The organism is Phenylobacterium sp., assembly GCF_046463815.1.
Lineage (GTDB): Bacteria > Pseudomonadota > Alphaproteobacteria > Caulobacterales > Caulobacteraceae > Phenylobacterium.
Map to the genome: position 1 here is coordinate 178912 of NZ_JBKBRO010000001.1, position 24178 is coordinate 203089.

27 protein-coding genes are annotated in these 24178 nt (G+C 71.8%); 15 read left to right on the forward strand and 12 right to left on the reverse strand.

The genetic code is table 11. The features are described from left to right. Window positions 1-190: 190 nt before the first annotated feature. On the forward strand, window positions 191-1144 hold the full coding sequence (locus ACK4TT_RS00890; RefSeq protein ID WP_409635580.1) for a DUF4167 domain-containing protein: 954 nt from the start codon (window positions 191-193) through the stop codon (window positions 1142-1144). 6 nt (window positions 1145-1150) lie between these two features. Here ACK4TT_RS00890 and ACK4TT_RS00895 read toward each other — a convergent pair whose 3' ends face one another. After that, window positions 1151-2461 (reverse strand): SLC13 family permease, encoded by a 1311-nt coding sequence (locus tag ACK4TT_RS00895; RefSeq protein ID WP_409635577.1) that lies wholly within the window; start codon window positions 2459-2461, stop codon window positions 1151-1153. Window positions 2462-2506: 45 nt separating this feature from the next. On the opposite strand from ACK4TT_RS00895, the gene ACK4TT_RS00900 reads away from it, so the two are divergent. Next, window positions 2507-3313: a hypothetical protein gene (locus tag ACK4TT_RS00900; RefSeq protein WP_409635574.1), complete on the forward strand. Its 807-nt coding sequence runs from the start codon at window positions 2507-2509 to the stop codon at window positions 3311-3313. A 4-nt stretch (window positions 3314-3317) separates the two neighbouring features. Here ACK4TT_RS00900 and ACK4TT_RS00905 read toward each other — a convergent pair whose 3' ends face one another. After that, entirely contained in the window at window positions 3318-5309 is a 1992-nt protein-coding gene (locus tag ACK4TT_RS00905) for a TonB-dependent receptor (protein ID WP_409635571.1), read from the reverse strand. A 100-nt stretch (window positions 5310-5409) separates the two neighbouring features. Here ACK4TT_RS00905 and ACK4TT_RS00910 point away from each other — a divergent pair, with 100 nt between their 5' ends. Both ACK4TT_RS00910 and ACK4TT_RS00915 read left to right on the forward strand, forming a co-directional pair. After that, window positions 5410-5892 (forward strand): Fur family transcriptional regulator, encoded by a 483-nt coding sequence (locus tag ACK4TT_RS00910; protein WP_409635568.1) that lies wholly within the window; start codon window positions 5410-5412, stop codon window positions 5890-5892. A 39-nt stretch (window positions 5893-5931) separates the two neighbouring features. After that, window positions 5932-6402 (forward strand): 5' nucleotidase, NT5C type, encoded by a 471-nt coding sequence (locus tag ACK4TT_RS00915; RefSeq protein WP_410212127.1) that lies wholly within the window; start codon window positions 5932-5934, stop codon window positions 6400-6402. A 3-nt stretch (window positions 6403-6405) separates the two neighbouring features. On the opposite strand, the gene ACK4TT_RS00920 is transcribed toward ACK4TT_RS00915, so the two are convergent. After that, window positions 6406-7227: an RcnB family protein gene (locus ACK4TT_RS00920; protein ID WP_410212128.1), complete on the reverse strand. Its 822-nt coding sequence runs from the start codon at window positions 7225-7227 to the stop codon at window positions 6406-6408. 143 nt (window positions 7228-7370) lie between these two features. On the opposite strand from ACK4TT_RS00920, the gene ACK4TT_RS00925 reads away from it, so the two are divergent. Beyond that, entirely contained in the window at window positions 7371-7913 is a 543-nt protein-coding gene (locus tag ACK4TT_RS00925; protein ID WP_409642444.1) for a DUF924 family protein, read from the forward strand. A gap of 11 nt (window positions 7914-7924) precedes the next feature. Here ACK4TT_RS00925 and ACK4TT_RS00930 read toward each other — a convergent pair whose 3' ends face one another. Continuing rightward, on the reverse strand, window positions 7925-8176 hold the full coding sequence (locus ACK4TT_RS00930) for a hypothetical protein (protein WP_409642441.1): 252 nt from the start codon (window positions 8174-8176) through the stop codon (window positions 7925-7927). 169 nt (window positions 8177-8345) lie between these two features. On the opposite strand from ACK4TT_RS00930, the gene ACK4TT_RS00935 reads away from it, so the two are divergent. Genes ACK4TT_RS00935 through ACK4TT_RS00955 form a run of 5 tightly spaced genes read left to right on the forward strand, consistent with a single transcriptional unit; the run spans window position 8346 to window position 11844 of the window. After that, a complete protein-coding gene (locus ACK4TT_RS00935; protein WP_409642438.1) occupies window positions 8346-9191 on the forward strand; it encodes a thymidylate synthase in 846 nt (281 codons plus the stop codon). Further along, entirely contained in the window at window positions 9188-10042 is an 855-nt protein-coding gene (locus tag ACK4TT_RS00940; RefSeq protein WP_410212129.1) for a nucleotide-binding protein, read from the forward strand. The genes ACK4TT_RS00935 and ACK4TT_RS00940 overlap by 4 nt, the downstream gene beginning before the upstream one ends. Then, on the forward strand, window positions 10042-10362 hold the full coding sequence (locus tag ACK4TT_RS00945) for a phosphoribosyl-ATP pyrophosphohydrolase (RefSeq protein ID WP_409642432.1): 321 nt from the start codon (window positions 10042-10044) through the stop codon (window positions 10360-10362). The genes ACK4TT_RS00940 and ACK4TT_RS00945 overlap by 1 nt, the downstream gene beginning before the upstream one ends. 17 nt (window positions 10363-10379) lie before the next feature. After that, on the forward strand, window positions 10380-10898 hold the full coding sequence (locus tag ACK4TT_RS00950) for a dihydrofolate reductase (RefSeq protein WP_410212130.1): 519 nt from the start codon (window positions 10380-10382) through the stop codon (window positions 10896-10898). A 34-nt stretch (window positions 10899-10932) separates the two neighbouring features. After that, entirely contained in the window at window positions 10933-11844 is a 912-nt protein-coding gene (locus tag ACK4TT_RS00955; protein WP_409642426.1) for an SMP-30/gluconolactonase/LRE family protein, read from the forward strand. A 3-nt stretch (window positions 11845-11847) separates the two neighbouring features. On the opposite strand, the gene ACK4TT_RS00960 is transcribed toward ACK4TT_RS00955, so the two are convergent. Continuing rightward, complete coding sequence (locus tag ACK4TT_RS00960) at window positions 11848-12309, reverse strand: GFA family protein (protein ID WP_409642423.1); 462 nt, start codon at window positions 12307-12309, stop codon at window positions 11848-11850. Between the two features lie 185 nt (window positions 12310-12494). On the opposite strand from ACK4TT_RS00960, the gene ACK4TT_RS00965 reads away from it, so the two are divergent. Next, window positions 12495-13772, forward strand: a complete 1278-nt coding sequence (locus ACK4TT_RS00965; RefSeq protein ID WP_409642420.1) for a cytochrome P450 — start codon at window positions 12495-12497, stop codon at window positions 13770-13772. Between the two features lie 146 nt (window positions 13773-13918). Further along, the gene (locus ACK4TT_RS00970; protein ID WP_409642417.1) at window positions 13919-14800 is read left to right on the forward strand and encodes a hypothetical protein; all 882 of its coding nucleotides are present in this window, start codon (window positions 13919-13921) and stop codon (window positions 14798-14800) included. On the opposite strand, the gene ACK4TT_RS00975 is transcribed toward ACK4TT_RS00970, so the two are convergent. From ACK4TT_RS00975 to ACK4TT_RS00990, 4 genes are all read right to left on the reverse strand, one after another. Continuing rightward, window positions 14797-16020 (reverse strand): acyl-CoA dehydrogenase family protein, encoded by a 1224-nt coding sequence (locus ACK4TT_RS00975; RefSeq protein ID WP_409642456.1) that lies wholly within the window; start codon window positions 16018-16020, stop codon window positions 14797-14799. The genes ACK4TT_RS00970 and ACK4TT_RS00975 overlap by 4 nt on opposite strands. Before the next feature lie 7 nt (window positions 16021-16027). Next, complete coding sequence (locus ACK4TT_RS00980) at window positions 16028-16321, reverse strand: putative quinol monooxygenase (protein WP_409642414.1); 294 nt, start codon at window positions 16319-16321, stop codon at window positions 16028-16030. 94 nt (window positions 16322-16415) lie between these two features. After that, window positions 16416-16706 carry a hypothetical protein gene (locus tag ACK4TT_RS00985; RefSeq protein ID WP_410212131.1) on the reverse strand — a complete coding sequence of 97 codons (291 nt, stop codon included), beginning with the start codon at window positions 16704-16706 and terminating at the stop codon, window positions 16416-16418. 127 nt (window positions 16707-16833) lie between these two features. Beyond that, entirely contained in the window at window positions 16834-17529 is a 696-nt protein-coding gene (locus ACK4TT_RS00990) for a TerB family tellurite resistance protein (RefSeq protein WP_409642453.1), read from the reverse strand. A gap of 69 nt (window positions 17530-17598) precedes the next feature. On the opposite strand from ACK4TT_RS00990, the gene ACK4TT_RS00995 reads away from it, so the two are divergent. From ACK4TT_RS00995 to ACK4TT_RS01005, 3 genes are read left to right on the forward strand one after another with little or no spacing between them, the layout of a single operon-like run. Then, window positions 17599-21201, forward strand: coding sequence for a hydantoinase B/oxoprolinase family protein (locus ACK4TT_RS00995; RefSeq protein ID WP_409642408.1), 3603 nt, complete (start codon window positions 17599-17601; stop codon window positions 21199-21201). A 22-nt stretch (window positions 21202-21223) separates the two neighbouring features. Beyond that, the gene (locus ACK4TT_RS01000; protein WP_409642405.1) at window positions 21224-21805 is read left to right on the forward strand and encodes a hypothetical protein; all 582 of its coding nucleotides are present in this window, start codon (window positions 21224-21226) and stop codon (window positions 21803-21805) included. Between the two features lie 25 nt (window positions 21806-21830). Further along, window positions 21831-22064, forward strand: coding sequence for a DUF1294 domain-containing protein (locus tag ACK4TT_RS01005; RefSeq protein WP_410212132.1), 234 nt, complete (start codon window positions 21831-21833; stop codon window positions 22062-22064). Here ACK4TT_RS01005 and ACK4TT_RS01010 read toward each other — a convergent pair. The 3 genes from ACK4TT_RS01010 to ACK4TT_RS01020 all read right to left on the reverse strand — a co-directional run bounded on the left by ACK4TT_RS01010 (window position 22061) and on the right by ACK4TT_RS01020 (window position 24132). Beyond that, window positions 22061-23299: a dicarboxylate/amino acid:cation symporter gene (locus tag ACK4TT_RS01010; RefSeq protein ID WP_409642399.1), complete on the reverse strand. Its 1239-nt coding sequence runs from the start codon at window positions 23297-23299 to the stop codon at window positions 22061-22063. The genes ACK4TT_RS01005 and ACK4TT_RS01010 overlap by 4 nt on opposite strands. 251 nt (window positions 23300-23550) lie before the next feature. Continuing rightward, window positions 23551-23724: a hypothetical protein gene (locus ACK4TT_RS01015; RefSeq protein ID WP_409642396.1), complete on the reverse strand. Its 174-nt coding sequence runs from the start codon at window positions 23722-23724 to the stop codon at window positions 23551-23553. Between the two features lie 81 nt (window positions 23725-23805). Continuing rightward, entirely contained in the window at window positions 23806-24132 is a 327-nt protein-coding gene (locus ACK4TT_RS01020; protein WP_409642450.1) for a hypothetical protein, read from the reverse strand. Window positions 24133-24178 lie beyond the last annotated feature (46 nt).

Genomic DNA, 24178 nt, shown 5'->3' on the forward strand with positions numbered 1-24178 from the left:
GCAGAAGCGCCCCCTAGAGGGACGCCAGCCCGCTCCGGCAGGCGCGACGCTTTCCAGAAGGCTCTCGCTGACAGCTTCCGGGCGGAAGACGGGGAACAGCAGCGTCTTCACAAGGTCGAGCCGGGCGGCAGCCCGTTTCCGATGGCAAGCCGCCGAAGGGCGCTCAAGGAAGAGCCAAACGGTTTCGAATATGAGAGATTTCAAGGGTATGAAGCGCCAGCGTGGGCGTAACCGGGGTGGCGGCGGCGGCGGCAAGCCGCAGCAGAACGCCAACCGCGCGTTCGACTCGAACGGCCCCGACGGCGTGAAGGTGCGCGGCAACGCCCAGCACGTCTTCGAGAAGTACCAGCAGCTCGCCCGGGACGCGGCGTCGTCCGGCGACCGGGTGCTGGCCGAGAACTACCTTCAGCACGCCGAGCACTATTTCCGCCTGCTTAGGGCCATCCAGCCGCAGCGGCCGGCGGCCGAGATCCTGGGCCGCGACCAGTTCGCCTCGGGCTACGACATCGACTTCGAGGACGAGGGCGCCCAGGCCCAGTCCGAGGCCGCCGACGAGGCCGAGGCCCAGGGCGACGGCGAACCCCGCGAGCGCGACCGGAACGACCGGGACCAGCGCCGGGAGCGTGACGACCGTCCGCGCGGCGAGTGGCAGGCCCGCGACCGCGAGGGCGGGGATCAGCGCCGCGACCGCGACGACCGTCCGCGCGGCGACGGCGAAGGCCGCCAGGGCCGCCGCGACCGCTGGCAGCGTGACCGCGATCGCCCCGAACGGGATCGCCCCGAACGGGATCGCCCCGAACGCGACCGCCGGGACGACCGTCCCCGCGCCGAAGGCGACGGCGAACAGCGCCGGGACCGCCCCGAGCGCGGCGAGCGGCCGGCCCGCGACCCGCTGGCGGTGGTCGAGCCGCAGGGCGGCGCGGGCTTCGGCGAGAGCGAACTCCGCAGCCCGGAACCGCGTGGACATGTGCTGCGCGACGCCGAGGGCGGCGAGAGCCACGCTCCCGCCTTCCTGCAGGCCAGCGCCGCGCCGCGCCCCGAAGCATCGTCCGACGAGAAGCCCGCCCGCCCGGCGCGCCGCCGCCGGCCCCGCAGCTTCGAGGCGGGCGAAGGCCCGGCCGGCGGCGAGACCGAGGAAGCCTGATCTCCCTCAGAAGGGGAAGAAGACCGGGATGGCGGCCACGCCCGCCGCCCAGGTCACCAGGTTGAGCGGCAGGCCGACGCGGACGAAGTCCATGTAGCTGTATCGGCCCATCTCGTAGACCAGGACGTTGGTCTGGTAGCCGAACGGCGTCGCGAAGGCGGCGCTGGCGGCCATCATCACGGCCACGATGAAGGGCTGGGGGCTGACGCCCAGGCTTTCGGCCAGGGCCACCGCCACGGGGGTGAGCAGCACGGCCACAGCCGCGTTCGACAGGATTTCGGTCAGGAACAGGGTGATGCCGTAGAGCAGGGCCAGGGCCGCCCAGGGCCCCAGCCCGCCGACGACCGCCGTCAGGGCCGACGTGGCCGAGGCCGCCAGGCCCGACACCTCCAGCGACAGGCCCACCACCACCATGCCGGCGATCAAGAGCAGGATCTGGGGCCGGAGCCCCCGGTAGGCCTCGTCGGCGCTGATCACGCGGGTGAGCACCAGCACGACGGCGCCGGTGAAGGCCGCCGCGGCGATGGGCGCGTAGCCGAGCGCGGCGACCGCGACCACCGCGACGAAGACGCCCAGAGAGGCCAGGGCGCGGGGCCACTCCAGCGGCCGCTTCTCGACGAACAGGCTGGCGTCGCCCACCGAGCCCCCGCGGCTGGCGGCCGCGTCCTGCACCGCCTTGGCGTAGGGAACGCCCTCCTCCTCCTCGCCGTCGCGGAGCAGCCTTGACGCGAACAGCAGGAGATAGAGTCCGCCCGCGGCGGCGATCACCAGGGCCACAGGGGTGATGTCGAAGAGGTTGAACACCGGCTGGCCGGCGTTGCGGGCCATGTCGTTGACCAGCAGGTTCGTCGAGGTGCCGATCAGGGTGCAAGCGCCGCCCAGGATGGTGACGTAGGACAGCGGGATCAGGAAGCGCCGGGGCGGCAGCCCCTGCGAGCGGGCCACGTCGCGGACCACCGGCGCGGCCAGGACGACGATGGGCGTGTTGTTCAGGAACGCCGAGGCCGCCCCGCACATCAGGATCACCAGCCAGACGCCCAGCGCGCCCAGCCGACGGCACAGCGCGATGGCCAGCCGGATCGTGGCGTCCAGCAGGCCCGACAACTCCATGGCGTAGGCGATGACGAACAGCGAGGCGAGCGCGATCAGCGCCGGACTGGCGAAGGCGCCCTGCGCCTCCACCGGGCGCACGACGCCAAGGCCCAGCAGGGCCGCCGCCCCCGCGAGCGCCACCACGTCGGCGCGCAGCTTGCCCCAGATCAGGGCGGCGATCACCGCGCAGAGGACCGTCAGCGCGGCGGCTTGGTCGAAAGTCATGGCCGCACTGTAGGCCGTTCGCGCCCGACCCTGCTATCGTTCGGTATGAACCGCGGCCCAGCGAACTGGCGGCCGGGCGCCGCCGCCCTCGTCCTCGTCCTGTCTTCCGCCTGCACGCCCGGCTCGGACACTCCGGAGCGGCGACCCGCGCCCCGGCCCGACGCGCCAGCCGCCTCGCCGCTCCTGGCGACGCCGCCGCCGTTGGGCCGCGCCGGGCTCCTGGCGGCGGTGGGCCAGACGGCCTCGGCCACGGCGGCCGGAGCGCCCTATCCGGGCGCCGTGCGGGCGCTCGAGGGCCGCCGCTTCGCCCTGCGCCTGCCGTTCGGGTGTTGGGGGCCAGGCCCCGCCGAGGCCGGCCTCGGCTACACGGCGGACGCGGCGCGGGGCGCCCTGCGCCTCACCGCCCGCCCCGAGACCTGGACGGACGCGCCCTTCGCCGCCCCCCTGACCGAGGGCCAGGAGGTGGAGTCGGTGGAGGGCTTCTGGCTCAGCCGGCCGTGGACCACGTCCGAAGCCTGCCCGGCCCTGTCCCCGGCGCAGCTTCCCGGGACGGCGCCCTCGCCCGAGACCCTGGGACTGGCCCAGGTCTTCGCGGAGGGGGGCTCGCGCCTGCTGCGGCGGGGCGGACGGCCCTACGAGGCGACGGTCAAGCTGGCCGAGGGCGAGGTCCCCGGCGTCGGCGGCTACCGGCTGGTGCTGGAGGGCCGGCTGGCCGGCGGCCCCGACCACCGGCCGATCGTCTGCCGGAGCGACCACCCGGACCGGCGGCCCACGTGCATGGCGCGCGTGGAGCTCGACCGGGTGGCCTTCGAGGACGCCGGCGGCAGGACCCTCGCCGAGTGGCGGAGCTAGGCCGCTAGAAGCGATAGCCGACGCCCACGCGGACGTTGCGGCCGGGCAGCGGGGCGACGTCCTTGAGGAACGAGGCGTGCTCGCGGGCCTCGACGTTCGTCAGGTTCTGGCCGTCGACGAACACCTTCAGGTCGGGCTGGCCGCGGATCGGGCGGACCACCAGCGAGGCGTTGAGCATGGTGTAGCCGTCGGTGGGCAGCTCGAAGCCGGCGACGCGGTCCTGCTCGCCCACGCGGCGCACCTCCAGCGTGCCGGTCCACCAGCCGCCCTCGAAGACGCCGCGCCCGGTGACCGACCACGGCGGCACGCGGACCGCCGGGCCGAAGTCGGTCTTGCCGTGGACGTAGTCGGCGGCGGCCTCCAGGTGGAAGCTGCGCTCGTCCTCCCGCCAAAGGCGCACGGAGGCCTCGGCCTCGGTCCCGTAGAACTCCGCGCCGCTCTCGACGTAATGGAAGACCGCGAAGCCGGACTCGTCGTCGGTCTCGCCCGTGGGGACGAGGTCGATGAAGTTGTCGTAGTTCACGTAGAAGCCGTGCAGGTCCAGCGTCCAGGGGCCGTTGTCGTAGTGGGCGGTGGCGTCCAGCGAATAGGAAACCTCCTTCGCAAGGTCGGCGTCGCCGATCTCGAAGGCGCCCGTGGCCGGGTGCGCCCCCAGCGAGAACAGCTCCTCTTCCGTCGGCGCGCGGCTGGTGCGCGAACCCGAGAGGCCGAAGAACCAGCCCTCCGCCGGCCGGGCGAACGCGCCGACCGAGGCCGAGATGTTGGTGAAGTCGCGGTCGCCCCGCACGCTCTTGAGGCTGCGGGTGTCGAGGCGCACGCCGCCCTCCAGCCCCCAGCTATCCCTGTCCAGCCGCTGGAGGGTGAAGACGCCCGCCTCGCGGATCTTGGTGGCCGGGATCAGGGCCTCCTCGCCGATGGCGTCGAAGTCGCGCTTCAGGCCCTGGAAGCCCACGGCCCCCTGCCAGCCGCCCATGTCCTTCTGGACCAGCTCGAGGCGGCCCTCGTAGCCCTCGGAGAGGAACGTGGTGCCCGGCTCGTCGCCCTCGAACTCGGTGTGCTTGTAGTCAGCGTAGCCGCCGGCGAACTTCACCTTCTCGAAGGGCCCGAGGTCGATGTCGGCCCCGCCGCGGGCGTCGACGCGGGTCTGCTTCAGGGCGATATGCACCTCTTCCTCGGCCGCACTGCCGTACTCGCTCTCGGTGCGCTTGACCGCCAGTCCGCCCCAGGCGCCATCGCCCACGTAGGAGCCGCCGGCCCCGTAAGCCTTCAGGTCGGTCCAGGTGTTGGCGACCTTCGCGCCGCTGCGCGAGGGCGCGGGCAGGCCCAATTGGTCGGCCAGGCGGCGCGACATGGGATCGACCGGGACATCGTAGTCGTCGGTCTTTCGACGAACGCCGTCGACGGTGAGCATCCAATGGCCGCCGGCGCCGACCTTGAGCGCGCCCGAGCCCTGGCGGCCGTCGTCCACCTCCGACCAGGTGGCGAGCGCCCGGCCGTGAACGCCCTCCTCGTAGGTCGAGGGGATGCGGCCGTCGATGATGTTGACGATGCCGCCGATGGCCGAGCCGCCGTAGGCCAGGGCCGAGGGACCGCGCAGGACCTCGATGCGCTCGGCCTCCTGCGGGTCGCTGGCGACGGCGTGGTCGGGGGAGATGCCCGAGGCGTCGATCATGCCGACGCCGTTGGTCAGCACCTGCACGCGCGGGCCGGCGAGGCCGCGGATCACGGGGCGGCTCGCGCCCGGGCCGAAGAACGACGAGCGCACCCCCGGCAGATGCGCCAGCACGTCGCCCAGGCCGGCGGCCGGGGCGAGGTCGAGTTCCTCGCGCTTCACCACGTCGACGCTGGTGGTCGTGGAGTCCATGGAGACCACGTAGGGCGCGGCGGTCACCACCACCTCGGACAGGTCCTTGGGCGCGCCGGCCTCGGCCGCCAGGACGGGAGAAGCCAGCAACGCGAGGCCCGCGGCGGCGGAGAACAGACGAAGACGCGACATCGGGAAGCCCCACTTGCGATTGAGCGCGTCTGTTATGAAATAACATAACGAGCCGTCAAGCGCGTTGCCGCACGAGCGGAACCGGGTTAGCTGAAAGACGATGTCGAGCCACTGTCAGCATCACGACGAAGGCGCCCATGCCGGTTTAAGAGGCGCCGCCCTGCGCCAGGCCCTGGGCGCGGCCGAGATGCGGTGCGCCGAGACCCAGGAGCGCCTCACCCCGCCGCGCCGCCGGGTGCTGGAGCTGCTGCTGGCCTCGGAGGGCCCCTTGAAGGCCTACGACCTGATCGCCGCCTTCGGCGAGCACGGCGAGCCGGCCAAGCCGCCCACGGTCTATCGCGCGCTGGAGTTCCTGGAGCGCCTGGGCTTCGCTCACCGGATCGAGAGCCTGAACGCCTATGTCCCCTGCCGCATCGAGGGCGGGCACGCGGCGGCCTTCCTGATCTGCGAGTGCTGCGGCGCGGCGCAGGAGTTCGAGCCCGACTTCGGCCCGCAGCTCGCCGATGCGGCCCGGGCCGGCTATGCGGTGCGCTCGGTGACGCTGGAGGCCCGCGGCCTCTGCCCCGCCTGCCGGGAGCACTAGCGTCCGGCGCGGCGCTGCCCCCATCCTCCTTCTTGGCTCATGCGAAAGCGGATCTACCTCGACTGCGACGGCGTGCTGGCCGACTTCGACAAGGGCGCCGAGAAGGTGCTGGGCATGCACCCCCGCGCCTTCGAGCAGCGCTACAATCCGGGTCTGTTCTGGAAGCGCCTCGCGCAGGCGCCGGACTTCTTCGCCAACCTCGACCCCATGCCGGACGCCTTCGAACTCTACGAGGCCGTGCGCGACCTGGAACCCGTCATCCTGACCGGCCTGCCGGGCGGGACCTGGGCCGAGCCGCAGAAGCGGCGCTGGGCGGCGCGCTGGTTTCCCGGCGTGGAGGTCATCACGACGATGGCCGCCCTGAAGCGCGAGCACTGCCATCCCGGCGACGTGCTGGTGGACGACCGGGACAAGTATCGCCGCCTCTGGGAGGAGGCCGGCGGCGTCTTCGTCCATCACCGCACGGCGCGGGAATCGATCGAGGAACTGCGGGCGCTGGGCTACCTGTAGGCGCTACCAGAACACCATCCGCACGACCTGGACGATGCGGCCGGTGAAGCGGTCGACCAGCAGCACGTCGGGGCCGACGCGGACCCAGTCGTAGCCGGGCGGCGGCCAGGGCAGGCCGTAGGCCATCCAGTCGTCCAGCCGGTAGCTCGGCCCATACCAGCCCCAGGGCAGGTAGTCGCCGTAGCTCCAGCTCCGCACGTAGAAGCCCGGCGGGGCGACCCAGACGCGGCCCTGGTAGCGCCGGTCGCTGTGGTAGCTGAACGGATAGCGGCCCCGGCTCCAGTAGGGACGGTCGCCCCGGCGGCGGTCGCGGTCCCGGTCATGGCGATCCCAGCGGTCGCGGTCGTCGCGGTCCCAGCGGCCGCTCCAGGCGCCGTCGCGGCGGTCGGGACCCGCGCGGTCGCGACGGCCCTCCGGATCCGCCGGCCAGCCGCCGTTGCTCCAGCGGCGCGCCTCGCGGGCCTCGCGGCGGTCCTCGCGGTCGGCCTGGTCGGCGGGACCCAGGCTGGACGTGTCGTCGCCGTCGTCGTCCACCCAGCCGCCGGGCCGGCCGACGCGGCTGTCGCGGCGATCCCGGCGTTCATCGCCGCGCCAGAGGTCGGCCTCGCCCGGTCCGGCGCGGCGGGCCTCGGGCGCCCGGCGGGCCTCGGGCGCGCGCGGCGCTTCGGGGGCGGCGCGGGCCGCCGGCGCGCCAGGCGCGGGACGGTCGTCACGGCGCGGGCCCTCATGACCGCGCCAACCCTGGACGGCGGGCTGGCCGGCGGCGGACTCGGCGGTGGTCGCCAGCATCAGGACGGCCAGGGCCGTCAGCGCGGTCGTCTTCATCGTGGTCACTCGCGTGCGGCCTGCAAGGCGCGGGCCGCGGGCATCCCTCACGGTCCTCGTGCGCCGGCCCGGGTGAACCGTGCTTGAACGATGCGGCCCGGCGCCCAAGTGTGCCGGTTCGGATCACGGAAGGATCGCATCAGGTGGCCGCGACACCCAACGACATCCTGGGCTTCTGGCGCGAGGCCGGGCCTTCGAAGTGGTTCGCCCGCAACGCCGGCTTCGACGAGGCCATCCGGCTCAAGTTCGAGCCCACCCACCACGCCGCCGCGCGCGGCGAATACGACCGCTGGATGGAGACGCCCGAAGGGGCCCTGGCGCTGGTCATCCTGCTCGACCAGTTCCCGCGGAACCTCTACCGCAACTCGGGGCACGCCTTCGCCACCGACGGCAAGGCGCGCGCGGCGGCCAGGGCGGCGGTCGCGCGCGGCTGGCACCGGGAGGTCGACCCGGCGCTGGCGTCCTTCTTCCTGCTGCCCTTCGAGCATTCCGAGGACATCGTCGACCAGAACGAAGGGCTGCGCCTGGCCGAGGAGCTGGGCGACCCCGAATTCCTCAAGTGGATGGCCATCCACCGGGACATCATCGTGCGGTTCGGGCGCTTCCCGCACCGCAACCCGATGCTGGGCCGACTCACCACGCCCGACGAACAGGCGTTCCTGGACGAGGGCGGCTTCGCCGGCTGATCCGTGCCGGCTCAGAGCGCGGGCTGGCCGGCGCCCGTGGTTTGCGCCGGCGCTTCGGCCTTGGGCTTCTCGGTGAAGCAGACCTTCTTGCTGAGGCGCGAGCCGCTGACCTCGGAGATCTTCTGGCAGACCTTCTTCGGCTTGGCCGGGACGGCGGCCTGAGCCGGGGCCGGAGCGGCGGCGGGCGCCTCCGGGGCGGTCCCCGACGGAGGGGTTTCGGCCGAGACGAACAGGGCCAGGGCGGCGAGCGCGGTCGCGAGCATTATTATCCACCAACTAGTAAAAACTGCACGCGGCATAACGAAGGTTCCGAAGGGCGCCAAGGGGCCACCTGGCAGGCGATGGCGTTCTTCCGATTCCTGTGCATGGAGGGGGCGCCTCGCGCCGACGTGATTCCCACGTCGCGCGAATCGGCGCCGACTCGCGGTCCAGATGAACGCCCACGCCGCCATCGCCGAGCCCGTCCTGGCCGCCCCGGACCATCCGGAGCGCCAGTACCTGGCCCTGCTCGCCGACATCCTGGAGAACGGCGCCCGCCGGGGCGACCGCACCGGGACCGGCACCCTGGGCGTGTTCGGCCGCCAGATGCGCTTCGACCTGGCGAAGGGCTTCCCGCTGCTGACCACCAAGAAGCTGCACCGGAAGTCGATCATCCTGGAGCTGCTGTGGTTCCTGCGCGGCGACACCAACGTGCGCTGGCTGCAGGAGCGCGGGGTCTCCATCTGGGACGAGTGGGCCGACGAGACCGGCGAGCTGGGGCCGGTCTACGGCAAGCAGTGGCGCTCCTGGGCCGCCCCGGACGGGCGGGTCATCGACCAGATCGCGAACGTGGTCGAGAGCCTGAAGACCAACCCGGAGAGCCGCCGCCACATCGTCTCGGCCTGGAACCCGGCCGACGTGGACGACATGGCGCTGCCGCCCTGCCACTGCCTGTTCCAGTTCTTCGTGGCCGACGGGAAGCTTTCCTGCCAGCTCTACCAGCGCTCGGCCGACGTGTTCCTGGGCGTGCCGTTCAACATCGCCAGCTACGCCCTGCTGACCCTGATGATGGCTGAGGTCACGGGGCTTGAGCCCGGCGAGTTCGTGCACACCCTGGGCGATGCGCACCTCTACCTGAACCACCTGGACCAGGCGCGCACCCAGCTCGGTCGCGAGCCCTACCCCTTCCCGACCCTGCACGTGGCCCCCAAGCGGGACCTGTTCGCCTTCGAATACGAGGACTTCAAGCTCGAGGGCTACCAGGCGCACGCCCACATCCCAGCTCCCGTCGCAAAATGACCGTCGCGAGGCCGAGCCTCTTCATCGGGTCGTCCGTTGAGGGTTTGGACATCGCCTACTGCCTCCAGGAGGCTCTGGAGTTCGACGCGGAACCTACGGTCTGGTCCCAGGGCGTCTTTCGGCCGACCGCGGCGACCTTGAGCGACCTCCTCCGGGTGGCCCGCACCACCGATTTCGCGGCCTTTGTGTTTTCGCCCGACGATATACGGATCATGCGCGACCCGCAGAGCGCCACGATCCGCGACAACGTCGTGTTCGAGTTGGGGCTGATGATCGGCGCGCGCGGCCCCGAGCGCTGCTTCTTTCTCATGCGGAGCGACGCCAAGATGGCGTTGCCGACGGACCTCATCGGTCTGACCGGGCTCACCTATGTATCCGCTCGCCGGGACGGAAACCTCGTGGCCGCGCTGGGCCCTGCCGCCAACAAGATCCGCCGGACGGTCCGGGAGCTGGGGCCGGTCAACACCCGCACCGTGGAGGCCTCTTCAGAACAGCCTCCCGACCCTCAGGCAGAGACAGCCGAATTCCTGTTGGCCTGGAACAGCGGTGATCTCCTCGCGGCGCGGGAGCGTATTCGGGCGGGCGTTCCGATGCACATGGCGGAGGACGAAACGGGTCAGGCCACTCGGGACATGCGCCTGCTCTTCGCCTTCCTGGAGAGTATGGCGGATGGCGTCCTGGCGGGGCGCCTGGACGAAGCCGAAGCGCGCAGGACGTTCTCCGAACCGCTGCATGCGTTCTGGCGACACGCCCGCACATTCCTGGCTCCGCTGAACGGAGCCGACGAATGGTGGAGCCCTCCGCCCAGGATGGCGGAGCTGGATGACCTCTGGCGGGGGGCGACGCGCTGATGTCGTCGAACATGCGCGACCTGACCTTCGCCGAGGTCTCGGACGCGGCCGAGAAGATCTCGGACATCTACGCCGGCAAGTACGGCATCGACCGGGACGACGACTGGTTCCTGCTGAAGCTCCAGGAGGAGCTGGGCGAGCTTTCCCAGGCGCACCTGCGGCTGTCGTCGCGCGGGCGCGGCGAGGCCACGGAACAGGACCGCGCCGACGAGGCCGCCGACGTGCTCTGCATGCTGCTGCTCTACTGCCGCCGGTTCGGCATCGACCCGGACGCGGCGGTGCGGAAGAAGTGGCTGAGCTGGCTGGAGCCGGCGGCCTGATCGGCTAGATTGCCGCCATGTCCCATGTGATCCTCTCCGCAGGGCCCATCGCGCGCGCCAGGAACGGCGTCATCGGCAGGGACGGCGACCTGCCGTGGCGGCTGAGGTCGGACCTGGCGATCTTCAAGGCGGTGACCCTGGGCAAGCCGGTGATCATGGGCCGCAAGACCTGGGAGAGCCTGCCCAGGAAGCCCCTGCCCGGCCGGACCAACATCGTGCTGACCAACGACGGCTCCTTCGAGGCCGAGGGCGCGGTCGTGTGCCACGACTTCTCGGAAGCGGTGCAGATCGCCCGCGAGCAGGCGGCCGAGGACGGCGCGGACGAGGTCTGCGTGATCGGCGGCGCCTCGCTGTTCGAGCTGGCGCTGAGGAAGGCGGGCCGGCTCTACCTGACCGAGGTGGGCGCCGAGGTGGAGGGCGATACTGTGCTGTCGCCCATCGACGAGAGCCGCTGGCGCGAGGTCCGGCGCGAGGCTTACCCCACGTCAGAGAAGGACGAATACCCCTTCACCTTCCGGGTGCTGGAACGCCTATAGTCCCTCCCAAACAGAAGACACGGGGAGGACGGACATGGACATCGAACTGATCGCCGAGGGGCTGGAGTTTCCGGAAGGGCCGATCGCCATGGCGGACGGCTCGGTGATCCTGACCGAGATCAAGGGCCAGCGGCTGACCCGGGTCACGCCCGACGGCCGCAAGGAGACGGTGGTCGAGACGGGCGGCGGCCCGAACGGCGCCGCCATCGGACCGGACGGCGCCATCTGGATCACCAACAACGGCGGCTCGTTCGTGTGGATCGAGAACGAGGGCCTGACCATCCCGGGCCCCACGCCGCCCACGCACACCGGCGGCATGATCCAGCGCTTCGACCTCAGGACCGGCAAGCTGACGACCGTCTACGACTCCTGCGACGGCAAGCGGCTGGTGGGGCCCAACGACCTCGTGTTCGACCGCCAGGGCGGGTTCTGGTTCTCGGACCACGGCTGCTCGACGCCCGACGGCCGCAAGTTCGGCGGGGTCTATTACGCCAAGGCCGACGGCTCCCTGATCTCGCGCCAGCGGGACCACCTGGTCTCGCCGAACGGCATCGGCCTCTCGCCGGACGAGAAGACGGTCTATCTGGCCGACACGACGCTGGGCCGCCTCTGGGCCTTCGACGTGGCCGAACCCGGCGTGCTGGAGCCCGGCCCCGGCTTCGCCCCCGGCCGGGTGGTGTGCAACCTGCCGGGCTACCAGCTCCTGGACAGCCTGGCCGTCGAGGCGGGCGGCAAGGTGTGCGTGGCCACCATCATCAACGGCGGGATCACCGCCTTCGACCCCTCGGGCGCGACCGAGCACTATCCGTTCCCCGACCTGCTGGTCACCAACATCTGCTTCGGCGGGCCGGACATGAAGACGGCGTGGATCACCGCCTCCGGGACCGGCAAGCTCTACAGGGCGACCTGGCCCCGGCCGGGCCTGAAGCTGAACTTCAACGCCTGAGCGTCAGACGTCCCCCAGGATGGCCCGGCGGCGGGCGAGCGCGTCGGGCGTCCACTCCCGCTCAATGTCGTAATAGACCTCGAAGGCCCTCGCCCCCTCGGGCAGCCCCACCCAGGGCAGCTTCGAGCGGGTGAAGATGTGCACGTCGGGCGGGAGCGCGGCGGGCTCGTCCAGGGTCCCGACGCGAACGAACCTGAGCGCCGGCCGGCCGCCATAGTCCGACCACAGGGCGGTGCGGCACGCGGGGCAGCGATAGACGTCGTGGACCCGGCCGCTGTCGGTGGGCATCCGCGTGGGCTCGGGCGCGCCGGAGGCGACCTCGATCCGGTCGGTCTCGATCAGGGCGTTGATGACGAAGGCCGATCCCGTCTGCCGCTGGCAGTCCCTGCAGTGGCAGCAGTGGACGATCATCGGCGCCGACCCCAGCCGGTACCGCACCGCCCCGCACGCACATCCGCCTTCCATCGCAGCGCCTCCTTTAAATCGCCGCGATGCCAACCTGAGGCCGCATTCCCCGTCAAGCTGGGGGCCGAGTTGGACCAAAAAGTTGACGCGCCCGTCATGTTCGTTGACTCACGCGCGCTTCGCCGTCATCGTCACGGTGGGAAGCTGTGGGCGGGTACGGACCTGCGGCCAGGAGGAAATTCGCCATGGATGATGCGTCGATCGATCTGCGCCGCGCGGCCCGGGACGCCGCCTATTCGATGCCGATCGAGGAGATCGATCCGGCCAATCCCGAGCTATTCCTGAACGACACCCTGTGGCCGTACTTCGAGCGGCTGCGGAAGGAGGACCCGGTCCACTGGTCGGTGTCGCCCCACGAGGACATCGGCGGCTACTGGTCGGTGACCAAGTACCACGACATCATGGCCGTCGACACGAACCACGAGGTCTTCTCGTCGGAGCCGACGATCGTGCTGCCCGACCCGGCGGACGACTTCACGCTTCCCATGTTCATCGCCATGGACCAGCCGAAGCACGACGTGCAGCGGAAGACGGTCCAGCCCATCGTGGCGCCGAACCACCTGGCCCACCTCGAACCCATCATCCGCGAGCGGGCCGGCAAGATCCTCGATGACCTGCCGATCGGCGAGGAGATCAACTGGGTCGACAAGGTGTCGATCGAGCTGACGACCATGACGCTCGCGACCCTGTTCGACTTCCCCTGGGAAGACCGCCGCAAGCTGACCCACTGGTCGGACGTGGCCACCTCGGCGCCCGAGAGCGGCATCCTGGGCACCACCGATCCGGAAGAGCACGAGAATCGGCGCCGCCAGACGCTGTTCGAGTGCGTCGACTACTTCATGCGGCTGTGGAACGAGCGGGTGAACGCCCCGCCCCGGCCGGACCTGATCTCGATGCTGGCCCACGGCGAGTCCACCAAGAACATGGACCGCATGGAGTACCTCGGGAACCTGATCCTGCTGATCGTGGGCGGCAACGACACCACCCGGAACACCATCTCGGGCTCGATCCTGGCGCTGCACCAGAACCCCGACCAGGACCGCAAGCTGCGCGAGAACCCGAACCTGATCCCCTCGATGGTCTCCGAGACCATCCGCTGGCAGACGCCGCTGGCCTACATGCGCCGCCGCGCCAAGCGCGACATCGAGCTGGGCGGCAAGACGATCCGCGAAGGCGACAAGGTCGCCATGTGGTACGTCTCGGGCAACCGAGACGAAGAGGTCATCGAGCGGCCGAACGACTACTGGATCGAGCGGCCGCGGGTGCGCAACCACCTGTCGTTCGGCTTCGGCATCCACCGCTGCGTGGGCAACCGCCTGGCCGAGCTGCAGCTCAAGATCATCTGGGAGGAGATCCTCGCCCGCTTCCCGCGGATCGAGGTCGTGGGGCCGCCGCGCCGCGTCTACTCCTCGTTCGTGAAGGGCTATGAGGAACTGCCGGTGGTGATCCCCGCCCGCAACTGACCGGCCAGCCTGAACACCGGAACGCGACCGGGCGACGGCGACGTCGTCCGGTCGTTTGGTTTCCGGCCTGAGCAGGATGCGGACATCCCACCGCAGGCGCGCTTTACCGCGTGTCAGCGGTTGTAGTTTCATCTACCTTCGCGTGCATGAACAAGCTGCTGCGCGAGCTCGCCCTGCTGTTCGCCGCCGCAGTTCCGCTGACGGCCGGCGCCGCCGCATCGCAACCCGCCGAGCCGCGCCAGATCGGCGCCGACCTCAGGATCCAGCCGCGGCGCGCGATCCTGAACGCCGAGCGGCCCGCGGCCGAGTTCACGGTCACGGCCCCCGTGGCGGGCGGCGAGTTCGACGTCAGCTTCATCGACCGGATCATGGCCCCGGACGGCGCGCTCGTGCCCCGCGAGGACGCCTTGCGCGCACCCGAACTCAGGTCGCTGGCCGAGAGGCACCGGTCGGCCAGGCCCTTCATCGCCATGGACGCCGAGCGCCTGACGCTGCGCCCCGGAGAGGGGCGCACGATCTCCGTGCGGCTGCGAGGGCCCGCGCCGCCCGCCGGGGAGTACCGCACCCACCTGACGGTCACCGCCCGCGACCCGAACCCCCCGCCGGCCGGGACGGAGGGACCGGCCACCATGCTCTGGGCCCAGTCGGCGCCGGTCTTCGTGCGGATCGGTCCAGTGGATATCCGGGCGGCCATCGAGGACGCGCGGCTCGAACGGTTGCGCGCCGACGACCCGTCCGGCGGGCCGGCCGTGGCCCTCGACCTCGTCCGGCGGGGACGCAACTCCCTGTTCGGGGACGTGACGGTGAGCGCCCACGGCCGGGCGATCGCGGTGCTGAACGGCGTAGGCGTCTATCCGGAGATCGACCGGCGGCGCATCGTCATCCGCCTGCCTGGACTGCCGCCGGCGCCCGGGACGCTCGAGGTGGCCTTCACCGACCGGGACACCCGGCCAGGCGAAGTGCTCGCCACCGCCCGGGTGGCGGGCGGCGACCGGGCCCTGGCCGCCGTCGGCGCGAAGGGCCCCTAGAGCCCCAACACCATCTTGGCCATGATGTTGTGCTGGATTTCGTTCGAGCCGGCGTAGATCGAGGTCTTGCGGTAGTTGAAATACTGCGGCGCCACCGGGGCGGCGTAGTCGGGTCCGGCGCGGAACACGTTGGTGTCGCCGTTCAGGTGGGCCCAGGTGTCGCGCACGAAGGGCTGGGCGTAGACGCCGGCGGCCTCAAGGGCCAGCTCGGTGATCGCCTGCTGCATCTGGCTGCCCTCCAGCTTCAGCATGGAGGAGACGGCGCCCATGGCCTCGCCGTTGGCCCGGCCGGCGAAGATTCGCAGCTCGGTGGCGTTCAGCGCCTCGACCTTGATCTCGACCTCGGAGAGCTTCTTGCGGAAGTCGGGATCGCTCATCATCGAGCCGCCCCGGTCCGAGCGCTCCATGGCGGCGATCTTGCGCACCTTGCGGAGCTGGTTCTGCAGGCCCGGCGCATAGGCGTTGCCGCGCTCGAACTGCAGCAGGTACTTGGCGTAGGTCCAGCCCTCGCCTTCCTTGCCGATGCGGTTGGCGACCGGAACCCGGACGTTGTCGAAGAACGTCTCGTTGATCTCCTGCTCGCCCTCGGCCGGACCGTCGAGCGTCGGGATCGGCCGGATGGTGATGCCTGGCGTCTTCATGTCGATCAGCAGGAACGAGATGCCCTTCTGGCGGATGTCCTCGTTCGAGGTCCGGACCAGGCAGAACATCCAGTCGGCCCATTGGGCCAGCGTCGTCCAGGTCTTCGACCCGTTCAGGACGTAGTGGTCGCCGTCGCGCTCGGCCTTCAGGGCCAGCGAGGCGAGGTCGGAGCCGGCGCCCGGCTCGGAGTAGCCCTGGCACCACCACACGTCGGTGGAGAGGATCTTGGGCAGGTGCTGCTTCTTCTGCTCGTCGGTCCCGAAGGCCATCACGACAGGGGCGCACATCTTCAGGCCCATGTTCGAGGTGGAGGGGGCGCCGGCCAGCGCCATCTCCATGTCGAAGACGTACTTCTGGCCCAGGCTCCAGCCCGTGCCGCCGTACTCCACCGGCCAGTCGGGGGCGATCCAGCCCTTGGCATGGAGCTTCTTCAGCCAGCGGACCTGGCTTTCCTTGTCGAGGTAGCCGTTCTTGGACTGGGCCATGCGCGCGCGCATGTCGTCGTCGTAGGCCTCGGCGATGAAGGCGCGGACCTCCTCGCGGAAGGCCAGGTCCTCGGGCGAGAAATCCAGGTCCATGGCCATGTCAGCCGATCCCGTCCAGGTATTCGATCTCGGGGCGGCCGGCGAGGACCGCGGCGAACTTCGGGCCGGCGGCCTTGAAGTAGTCCGTGCCGCCGTGGTGGGTCAGGGCGTCCTGGTCCTTGTAGATCTCAAGGACCTTGTAGACGTTGGGCTCGGTGCGGCTCTTGGTGAGCTGGTAGGCGAGGTTGCCGGGCTCGTTGGCGCGGACCTGCTTGGCGAGCTCGGTGAAGAACGCCTCGAACTCCGCCGTCTTGCCTTCCTGGATAGGCAGTTTCGCGATCACGCCGACCGTCATGGCCGTCCTCCCAACAGTTGTTTGAAAGACGGTAGAGCCGCGCGGCCTCACGGGCAAGGCTGACGTGGCGACAGTTGGGGCGCCGGCAGGTCGGCTAGGAGCGCTCGTTCCAGCCGTAGGCGACCCAGTGGTGGCCGCCCAGGTGGCGGGCCTCGATGACGCCGTCGGAGGCGGCGCGGCGGGCGCGCACCGAGCGGCGGGCGCGGAGCGCCAGGCCGGCGAGCGCCAGCAGGGCCGAGGTCATGATCGCGATCACCGCCACGGTGGCGGCGGCGAACACCGCCAGGACCGCGCCCACGAGCACGGCGGCGGCGGTGGCGAGCGCGGCGCCCACGGCGGCGAGGCTGCGGAGGGCGGATCCGTTACGGGCGGCGAAGTCTTTCACCATCGACGTTCCTCGTGAGCCCTTGCGCGGGCTGGGCCCCGTACGCGCGGGCCTTCAAGTTCGTATCTCGGCGTTGAGGTTCCCGCCGTCAACCTCCGCAAAGGCTTAATGACGGGGCTGTGAGGCGTCATGCCGCGCCCTCCAGCGCCAGCGCCTTCCTTTCGCGCAGGATCTGGTCGTAGGCGGCGTTGATCGACGCGGCCTTGGCCTCGGCCACCTCGATGAATTCGGCCGGCAGGCCGCGCGAGCGGGCCCGGTCCGGATGGGCCTCGGAGAGCTGGGCGCGCCAGGCGGCGCGGACCTGCTCGTCGCTGGCGTCGGGCGCCACGCCCAGGATCACGTAGGGATCGTCGTTGGCCGCGCCCAGGTGGGTCGCCTTGAGCCGCCGGAAGGTGAGGGGCGAGAGGCCGAAGAGTTCGGAGACGCGCTCCAGGTAGGCCAGCTCGTCGCCCGTGACCACGCCATCTGCGGCGGCGATGTGGAACAGGCCGTCCAGCACGTCCTCCAGAAGCTGCGGGCAGCCGCCGTAGCGCTTCTTCAGGCGCCGAGCGTAGCTCTCGAAGCCCCGGGTGGTCTGGCGTGCGAGCTGGTAGAGGCGGCGGACATTGCCCTCGCTGCCCGCGTCCGACTGGAACACGCTGGAGAAGGCGTCATATTCGCCCGCGTGGGCGTCGCCGTCGGCCTTGGCGAGCTTGGCGCCCAGGGCGGTGACGGCGGTCGAGAACGCGGGGTCCTCGCCGGGCAGGCCCGGGGGGCACTCGTCGCATTCCGCTTCGTCGATCTTGCGGACGGCGAGCCCAGCTATCTTGCGCCAGAAGCTCATGTGACTAAGCGGAAGCATTAGGACCGTGGCGAGGTCATGACAATTACGGCCCGAGGTTAAGTTTTGGACATGCGTTTCAGTTTCTGGATCGACCGCGGCGGCACCTTCACCGACGTCATCGGACGGGCCGAGGACGGTTCGGAAGTCTCGATGAAGCTGCTGTCGGCCTCGCCGGCCTATACGGACTCGGCCGTCGAAGGGATGCGCCGCATCCTGGGCGCCAGGCCCGGGGAGCCGTTCCCGGCCCTTCGGGTCGAGGCGATCAAGATGGGCACCACCGTGGCCACCAACGCGCTGCTGGAGCGCCGGGGGGCCAAGACCCTGCTGGTCGCCACCGAGGGGTTCGCCGACGCCCTGCTGATCGGCGACCAGGCCCGGCCCGACCTCTTTGCGCTCTCCATCGACAAGCCCGCGCCGCTGTACGCGGGGGTCGTGGAGGCCGCCGAGCGCCTGGCCGCCGACGGCGCGGTCGTGCGCCCGCTGGACGCCGCGGCGCTGCGGGTCCGACTGGAAGCGGCTGTGGCCGAGGGTTTCACGTCGGCGGCGATCGCGTTCCTGCATTCCGACCTCAATCCCGAGCACGAGCGCCTGGCGGGAGAGGTCGCGCGGGCCGCCGGCTTCGACTTCGTGGCCCTGAGCTGCGAGGTCTCGCCCCTGCCCCGCTTCGTCCCGCGCGCCGAGACGACGGTGGCCGACGCCTACCTGACGCCGGTGTTGCAGGCCTATGTCCGCCGGGTGGCCGAGGCGACGGCGGGCGCGCCGCTCTATTTCATGACCTCGGCGGGCGGGCTGGTCCGCGCCGAGGCGTTCCGGGGCCGCGACGCGGTGGTGTCGGGGCCGGCCGGCGGGGTGGTGGGCGTGGCCCGCACGGCCCGGGCGGCCGGCGCGGAGGCCGTGCTGGGCTTCGACATGGGCGGCACCTCCACCGACGTCTGCCGGTTCGCCGGGAGGCTGGAGCGGCGGGATGCGGCCCGCGTGGCCGGGGCGAGGCTGCGCGCGCCCATGCTGGACGTGGAAACCGTCGCGGCCGGCGGCGGCTCGGTGCTCACCTTCGACGGGATGCGGGCGAGAGCCGGTCCGGCCAGCGCCGGCGCCGATCCGGGCCCGGCCTGCTACGGCCGGGGCGGTCCGGCCGCCGTCACCGACGCCAATGTGGTGCTGGGGCGGATCGATCCGCGCTTCTTCCCCAGCGTGTTCGGGCCGAAGGGCGACGCGCCGCTCGATCCGCAGGCCAGCCGCGCCCGCCTCGCCGAGCTGGCGGCGGCCATGGGCGCCGAGAGCCTGGAGGCCGCCGCCGAGGGCTTCCTGGCCGTGGCCGTCGAACAGATGGCCCAGGCTGTGCGGCGCATCTCCACCGAGCGCGGCTTCGATCCCCGCGACCACGCGCTGACCGCCTTCGGCGGGGCGGCCGGCCAGGTGGCCTGCCAGACGGCCGAGGCGCTGGGCGTGGCCGAGGTGCTGTGCCCCAAGTACGGCAGCGTGCTGTCGGCCTGGGGCATCGGCCAGGCGGAGGTCGCGGCGCTGAAGCAGGCGGGGCTGGACGCCCCGCTGGACGCGGCCGGCGTGGCGCGCGCCGAGGCCCTGCTGGAAGAGGTCGAGGCCGCCGCCCGCGCGGCGCTCGCCGAACAGGGCGCGGACGCCGGCCAGGTCCGCCGGACGCTGCGCCTGCGCTACGACGGCGCCGACGCCGAACTGCCGGTCTCGACCGCCGACCCGAAAGGCGAGTTCGAAGCCGCCCACCAGCGCCTGTTCGGCTTCGTGGAGCCGGGCCGGACCATCCTGATCGCGGCGGTCGAGGCGGAGGCGATGGCTTTCCCTCCCCCTCGTGGGGAGGGTGGACGAGGCGCAGCCTCGGACGGGCGGGGGACGACGGTCCGCCCCACCCCGGTCGCTTCGCGACTCGCCCCTCCCCACGCGGGGGAGGGAAGGACGCGGCTGTACGCCCAGGGCGCGTGGCATGACGCGCCCGTGATCGCGGCCGAGGCGCTGAGCGAGATCGACGGACCGGCCCTGGTGGTCCGGGCCGACACCCAGATCGCCGTGCTGCCGGGCTGGCGGGCGCGCGCCGACGCGGACGGCCTGATCCGGCTGGTCCGGACGGGTGAGGCGGCGGTCCGGGCCATCGCGCTGGACCGACCCGATCCCGTCACCCTGGAGCTGTTCAACCGCCGCTTCATGGGCGTGGCCGAGGCGATGGGCGCGGCGCTGGAGCGGACGGCGCATTCGGTGAACATCAAGGAGCGGCTGGACTTCTCCTGCGCCCTGTTCGACGCCGACGGCGGGCTGGTGGCCAACGCCCCTCACATGCCCGTCCACCTGGGCTCGATGGGCGCCTCGGTGCGTGCGGTGCGCGACCGTCACCCGGACCTGAGGCCCGGCCAGGCCTTCGCCCTGAACAACCCCTACGCCGGCGGCACCCACCTGCCGGACATCACCGTGGTCATGCCGGTGTTCATGGACGCGGCGGACGCGGAGGCCTCGTTCTACGTCGCCGCGCGCGGCCACCACGCCGACGTGGGCGGGGTCCAGCCGGGCTCGATGCCGCCCTTCTCCAGGACCATCGCGGAAGAGGGCGTGCTGCTCGACGCCCTGCCGATCATGCGGGACGGCCGCTTCCTGGAGGCCGAGGTGCGCGCCGCCCTGGTCGCCGGCCCCTGGCCCGCCCGGGCCCCGGAGCGCAACCTGGCCGACCTGAAGGCCCAGGTGGCCTCGTGCCAGGCCGGCGCCGCCGCGGTGGCCGGGATGATCCGCGCCTATGGCGCCGAGGCCGTGGCCCGCTACATGGGCTTCGTCCAGGAGAACGCCGCAGAGGCGGTGCGCCGGGCGGTGGGCCGCCTCTCGGACGGCTTCGCCCGCGTGCCGATGGACGGCGGCGGCGAGATCGTCGTGCGAACCACCGTCGACGCCGGGGCCCGCGAGGCCGTCCTCGACTTCCGGGACAGCGCCGACCAGCTCGGCTCGAACTTCAACGCCCCCTCGGCCATCGTGGACGCCGCGGCCCTCTACGTCTTCCGCACCCTGGTGGACGACGACATCCCGCTGAACGCCGGCTGCCTGAAGCCGCTGAAGATCCTGACCCGCGAGGGCTCGATGCTGGACCCCAGGCCCCCCGCCGCCGTCGTGGCCGGCAATGTGGAGACCAGCCAGCACGTGGTCGACGCGCTCTACGCGGCGCTGGGCGTGATGGCAAACGCCCAGGGGTCGATGAACAACTTCACCTTCGGCGACGCGGCCCGCCAGTACTACGAGACCATCTGCGGCGGGGCCGGCGCCACGGCGGAGGCGGACGGGGCGAGCGCGGTCCACACCCACATGACCAACTCCCGCCTCACCGACCCGGAGATCCTGGAGCGCCGTTTCCCCGTGCGGCTGGAGCGGTTCGGCGTGCGGGCGGGCTCGGGCGGGGCCGGCGCCCGGCGCGGCGGCGACGGGGCGATCCGGCGCATCCGGTTCCTGGCGCCCATGGAGGCCGCCCTGCTCTCCTCGCGCCGCGAGCACGCGCCCCAGGGACTGGCCGGCGGCGGCCCGGCCCAACCCGGACGGCAGCGTTTGATCCGGAACTCGGGCGAGGTTAGTGAACTTCCCGGCTGCTTCTCCGTTACGGTGGAGCTTGGCGACGTGATCGAGATCGAGACCCCGGGGGGCGGTGGTTTCGGCGTGGGCGTCGCCTGATCGAAACCATCGCAGGATGTCCATGCTGTCGCTCGCCTTCGCCCTCGCCCTCCTCGCCCAGGACAGCTCCGCCGCCGCGCCGCAGGCGACTGCCGCGCCGACCGCCCAATCGGAGGACCGCTGGCCCGCCGGCGCGCCGCGGGAGGACTATCCGTTCGTGGCCTGGTGCTACGGCGCGCTGCGCGGCTACCTCGACATGCACGACGAGGTGATGCCCGAGGTCACCCGCATCGAGAAACAGTTCCGCAAGCCCGGGACGAGCCTGGCCGACGACCTGAAGGTCTATGCCGACATGCAGGCCGACGGACGCCAGAAGCTGAAGCTCTTCCAGTCGGCGATCACCGCCGCCGAGAAGGCCTCGGTCCGGCCGATCAACGCCATCGGCGGCGAGGCGGTGAAGAAGGGCCGCTCGATCTGGACGGCCGGCCCCGAGGTCACCAAGGCCCGCAAGGCCCAGGAGTGGATGAGCTGGGCCCTGCCCGCCAAGTGCGAAACCACGGCCAAGGCCCTGGAGCAGCGCGCCGCCCTGATGGGTTCCGCCTTCAAGGTCAACGCGGTGGACGAGCCGCCGGCCGAGGCCGGGGCGGACACTCCCTCCCCGTAGCATGCTCGCCGCCTGGATCGCCGCCGTGAGCGGGGCGGCCTTCCTGGCCTTCGCCGCCGACAAGCGCGCCGCCGTGCGCGGCGAGCGCCGCACGCGCGAGAGCACGCTGCTGCTGCTGGCCATCGCGGGCGGAAGCCCCGGCGCCATCGCCGCCCAGCAGCTCCTGCGCCACAAGACCCGCAAGGAGCCGTTCCGCAGCCTGCTGTGGACCGTGGCGGCGGCCCAGGCCGCCGCCGGGCTCTGGATCGCGCTGGCCTAAGCCCCCTCGGGCTCGGGCGCCTTCTCCTCGTTGCGGGCGAGGATCGAGGTCACCGCCATGTCGCCGGCCACGTTGCCCAGCGTCCGGAAGATGTCGGGCACGACCTCCACGGCCAGCAGGATGGGCAGGAGTTCGATCGGCAGGCCCAGCGCCAGGCAGATCGGCGCCACGCTGACGATGAACGACACCTGGCCCGGCAGGCCGACCGAACCCAGGCTGACCGCCAGGGCCACCAGCACCGCGCCGGCCCACTGCAGCATGCTGGGCTGGATGCCGTAGACGTGGGCCACGAAGATCGCCACGGCCAGGTTCACCACCGGGCTGGTGAAGCGGAAGACCGCCACCGCCAGCGGCAGCACGAGGCCGGCGATGCGCGGCGGCACGCCCAGGTCGTCGCGGCTGCGCTCGATCATGGCCGGCAGGCAGGCCAGCGAGGACTGGGTGGCGAAGGCGGTGGCGAGGACGGGCCCCGTCGCCCGGGCCCAGCGGCCGAGCGGCACGCGGCCCACGGTCACGCCCAGCAGATAGGCGACGACGCTGATGGCCAGACCCGCCAGCGAGGCCACGGCGACGTAGTGGCCGAGCACGCCCGCGGCGCTGACGCCGGCCCGGAGCCCCACGCCCAGGCCGAGGGCGAAGACGCCGGCCGGACCGGCCCACAGCACCCAGCGGACGATGACGATCATCGCGTCGCCCAGGGTCTGGATGATGTCCACCACCGGCCGCCCGCGCTCGGGCGGCAGGCGGGTGAGCGCGAAGCCCGTGAAGGCGGCGAACACCACCAGCGGCAGGACCGCGTCCTCGGCGGCGGCCTTGATGGGGTTGGACGGCGCGAGGCTCTTCACCCAGGCCACGAAGTCCGGCGCGGTGGCCCCGGTCGGGGCGTGGGGCGCGCCGGCGCGCAGGGCCTCGGCGGCCTCGCGGGTTACGGGCCAGAGGGCCAGCACCCCGTGGACGAAGACGAGCGAGAAGACGCTCGCCGCCAGCAGCAGGACGATGAACCAGCCGATGGCCCGGAGCGCCAGCCGGCCCGTCGCCGCGGCGTCCGACACCTGGGCGATGGCCGCCACCAGCACGGCGAAGATCAGCGGGATGACGGTCATCCGCAGCGCGTTGAGCCACAGCCCGCCGAACGCCTCGATCCCCTCGACCGCCCGGGCCAGCCGCGCGTCGCCGCCCGCCGCGACCAGGGCGCCCAGGGCGAGCCCCAGCACGAGGCCGATCAGCACCCGCACGCTCAGAGACTTGAATATCCGCAAGACGCCACGCCCTCCGCCAAACCGTGCGATGTGGCCCTTATCCGCGGCGCGCCGCAAGCCCGCGCCGGATCAGCTCTCCAGCACCACCCGCGCGTTCCCGGCCGCCGGCCGGCAGCACGCGCGGGCGCGGCGTTCGAGCGCGCCCCGGTCCCCCGAGATCAGCTCAGTCTTCGCAACACCAGCCTTCCCGGTCCGGACCGGATGGACAACCTATCGGGACCTCACAGCTAGCCCCGCCGCTGATAGCGCATGGAAAGGGAAGCGGGCTGGCTGGCGTCGGCCTCGCGCAGCCGGGCGGCCACGTCGTTCAGCGCCTCGTCCTGGGCGCCGAAGCGCGCGACTTCCTGGCCCTCGCGCCGGACGATCCACTCGCCGCCGCATTCGACCACTTCGAACTTCATGTACGCTCCCGCTACTGAGGGGCGCGGGCTACGCGCGTTCGTAGAGCGTAACAATGAGCCGTTGAGTCGCACCTAGCCGGTTCAATCCAGGGTCGGCAAGGTCACGTCGCACACGCTGAACGACGCCCCCTTCTCCCGCTTCAGCGCCTCCAGGCGGGCGGCGAAGGCGGGCCCCCTCTCGTCGAGGACCCTGACGGCCGGACGCTCGGCGGGCGGCAGGTCGGCGGCGACGCGGACCTTGAGCATCAGGTCGGGGACCTTCGGCGGCTCGCCCACGGCGAGGGCCTGGACGGCCCCCTGCCCGGCCACGACCCGGCCCCTGGTCGTCTCGATGACCAGGGTGTTCTCCGGGTCGAGGGGCCGGAAGTCCGAAGCCGCCAGCGCCGCCGCCAAAAGAACGCCGATCATCGTCACCCCACCCTCGTCATCCCGGCCGGAGCGTAGCGGAGAGCCG

Excerpts from the sequence above, each read along its gene's own strand:
- ACK4TT_RS00990 (WP_409642453.1), bottom strand. The coding sequence starts at position 17,529 with ATGAGCTTCTGGCGCAAGATAGCTGGGCTCGCCGTCCGCAAGATCGAC.
- ACK4TT_RS00930 (WP_409642441.1), bottom strand. The coding sequence starts at position 8,176 with ATGCTCGCGACCGCGCTCGCCGCCCTGGCCCTGTTCGTCTCGGCCGAA.
- ACK4TT_RS00945 (WP_409642432.1), top strand. The coding sequence starts at position 10,042 with ATGTCGTCGAACATGCGCGACCTGACCTTCGCCGAGGTCTCGGACGCG.
- ACK4TT_RS00950 (WP_410212130.1), top strand. The coding sequence starts at position 10,380 with ATGTCCCATGTGATCCTCTCCGCAGGGCCCATCGCGCGCGCCAGGAAC.
- ACK4TT_RS00995 (WP_409642408.1), top strand. The coding sequence starts at position 17,599 with ATGCGTTTCAGTTTCTGGATCGACCGCGGCGGCACCTTCACCGACGTC.
- ACK4TT_RS00890 (WP_409635580.1), top strand. The coding sequence starts at position 191 with ATGAGAGATTTCAAGGGTATGAAGCGCCAGCGTGGGCGTAACCGGGGT.
- ACK4TT_RS00935 (WP_409642438.1), top strand. The coding sequence starts at position 8,346 with ATGAACGCCCACGCCGCCATCGCCGAGCCCGTCCTGGCCGCCCCGGAC.
- ACK4TT_RS01015 (WP_409642396.1), bottom strand. The coding sequence starts at position 23,724 with ATGAAGTTCGAAGTGGTCGAATGCGGCGGCGAGTGGATCGTCCGGCGC.
- ACK4TT_RS00920 (WP_410212128.1), bottom strand. The coding sequence starts at position 7,227 with ATGAAGACGACCGCGCTGACGGCCCTGGCCGTCCTGATGCTGGCGACC.
- ACK4TT_RS00940 (WP_410212129.1), top strand. The coding sequence starts at position 9,188 with ATGACCGTCGCGAGGCCGAGCCTCTTCATCGGGTCGTCCGTTGAGGGT.
- ACK4TT_RS00975 (WP_409642456.1), bottom strand. The coding sequence starts at position 16,020 with ATGGACCTGGATTTCTCGCCCGAGGACCTGGCCTTCCGCGAGGAGGTC.
- ACK4TT_RS00900 (WP_409635574.1), top strand. The coding sequence starts at position 2,507 with ATGAACCGCGGCCCAGCGAACTGGCGGCCGGGCGCCGCCGCCCTCGTC.
- ACK4TT_RS01020 (WP_409642450.1), bottom strand. The coding sequence starts at position 24,132 with ATGATCGGCGTTCTTTTGGCGGCGGCGCTGGCGGCTTCGGACTTCCGG.
- ACK4TT_RS01000 (WP_409642405.1), top strand. The coding sequence starts at position 21,224 with ATGCTGTCGCTCGCCTTCGCCCTCGCCCTCCTCGCCCAGGACAGCTCC.
- ACK4TT_RS00915 (WP_410212127.1), top strand. The coding sequence starts at position 5,932 with ATGCGAAAGCGGATCTACCTCGACTGCGACGGCGTGCTGGCCGACTTC.
- ACK4TT_RS00910 (WP_409635568.1), top strand. The coding sequence starts at position 5,410 with ATGTCGAGCCACTGTCAGCATCACGACGAAGGCGCCCATGCCGGTTTA.
- ACK4TT_RS00970 (WP_409642417.1), top strand. The coding sequence starts at position 13,919 with ATGAACAAGCTGCTGCGCGAGCTCGCCCTGCTGTTCGCCGCCGCAGTT.
- ACK4TT_RS00965 (WP_409642420.1), top strand. The coding sequence starts at position 12,495 with ATGGATGATGCGTCGATCGATCTGCGCCGCGCGGCCCGGGACGCCGCC.
- ACK4TT_RS00955 (WP_409642426.1), top strand. The coding sequence starts at position 10,933 with ATGGACATCGAACTGATCGCCGAGGGGCTGGAGTTTCCGGAAGGGCCG.
- ACK4TT_RS00980 (WP_409642414.1), bottom strand. The coding sequence starts at position 16,321 with ATGACGGTCGGCGTGATCGCGAAACTGCCTATCCAGGAAGGCAAGACG.
- ACK4TT_RS00895 (WP_409635577.1), bottom strand. The coding sequence starts at position 2,461 with ATGACTTTCGACCAAGCCGCCGCGCTGACGGTCCTCTGCGCGGTGATC.
- ACK4TT_RS00905 (WP_409635571.1), bottom strand. The coding sequence starts at position 5,309 with ATGTCGCGTCTTCGTCTGTTCTCCGCCGCCGCGGGCCTCGCGTTGCTG.
- ACK4TT_RS00960 (WP_409642423.1), bottom strand. The coding sequence starts at position 12,309 with ATGGAAGGCGGATGTGCGTGCGGGGCGGTGCGGTACCGGCTGGGGTCG.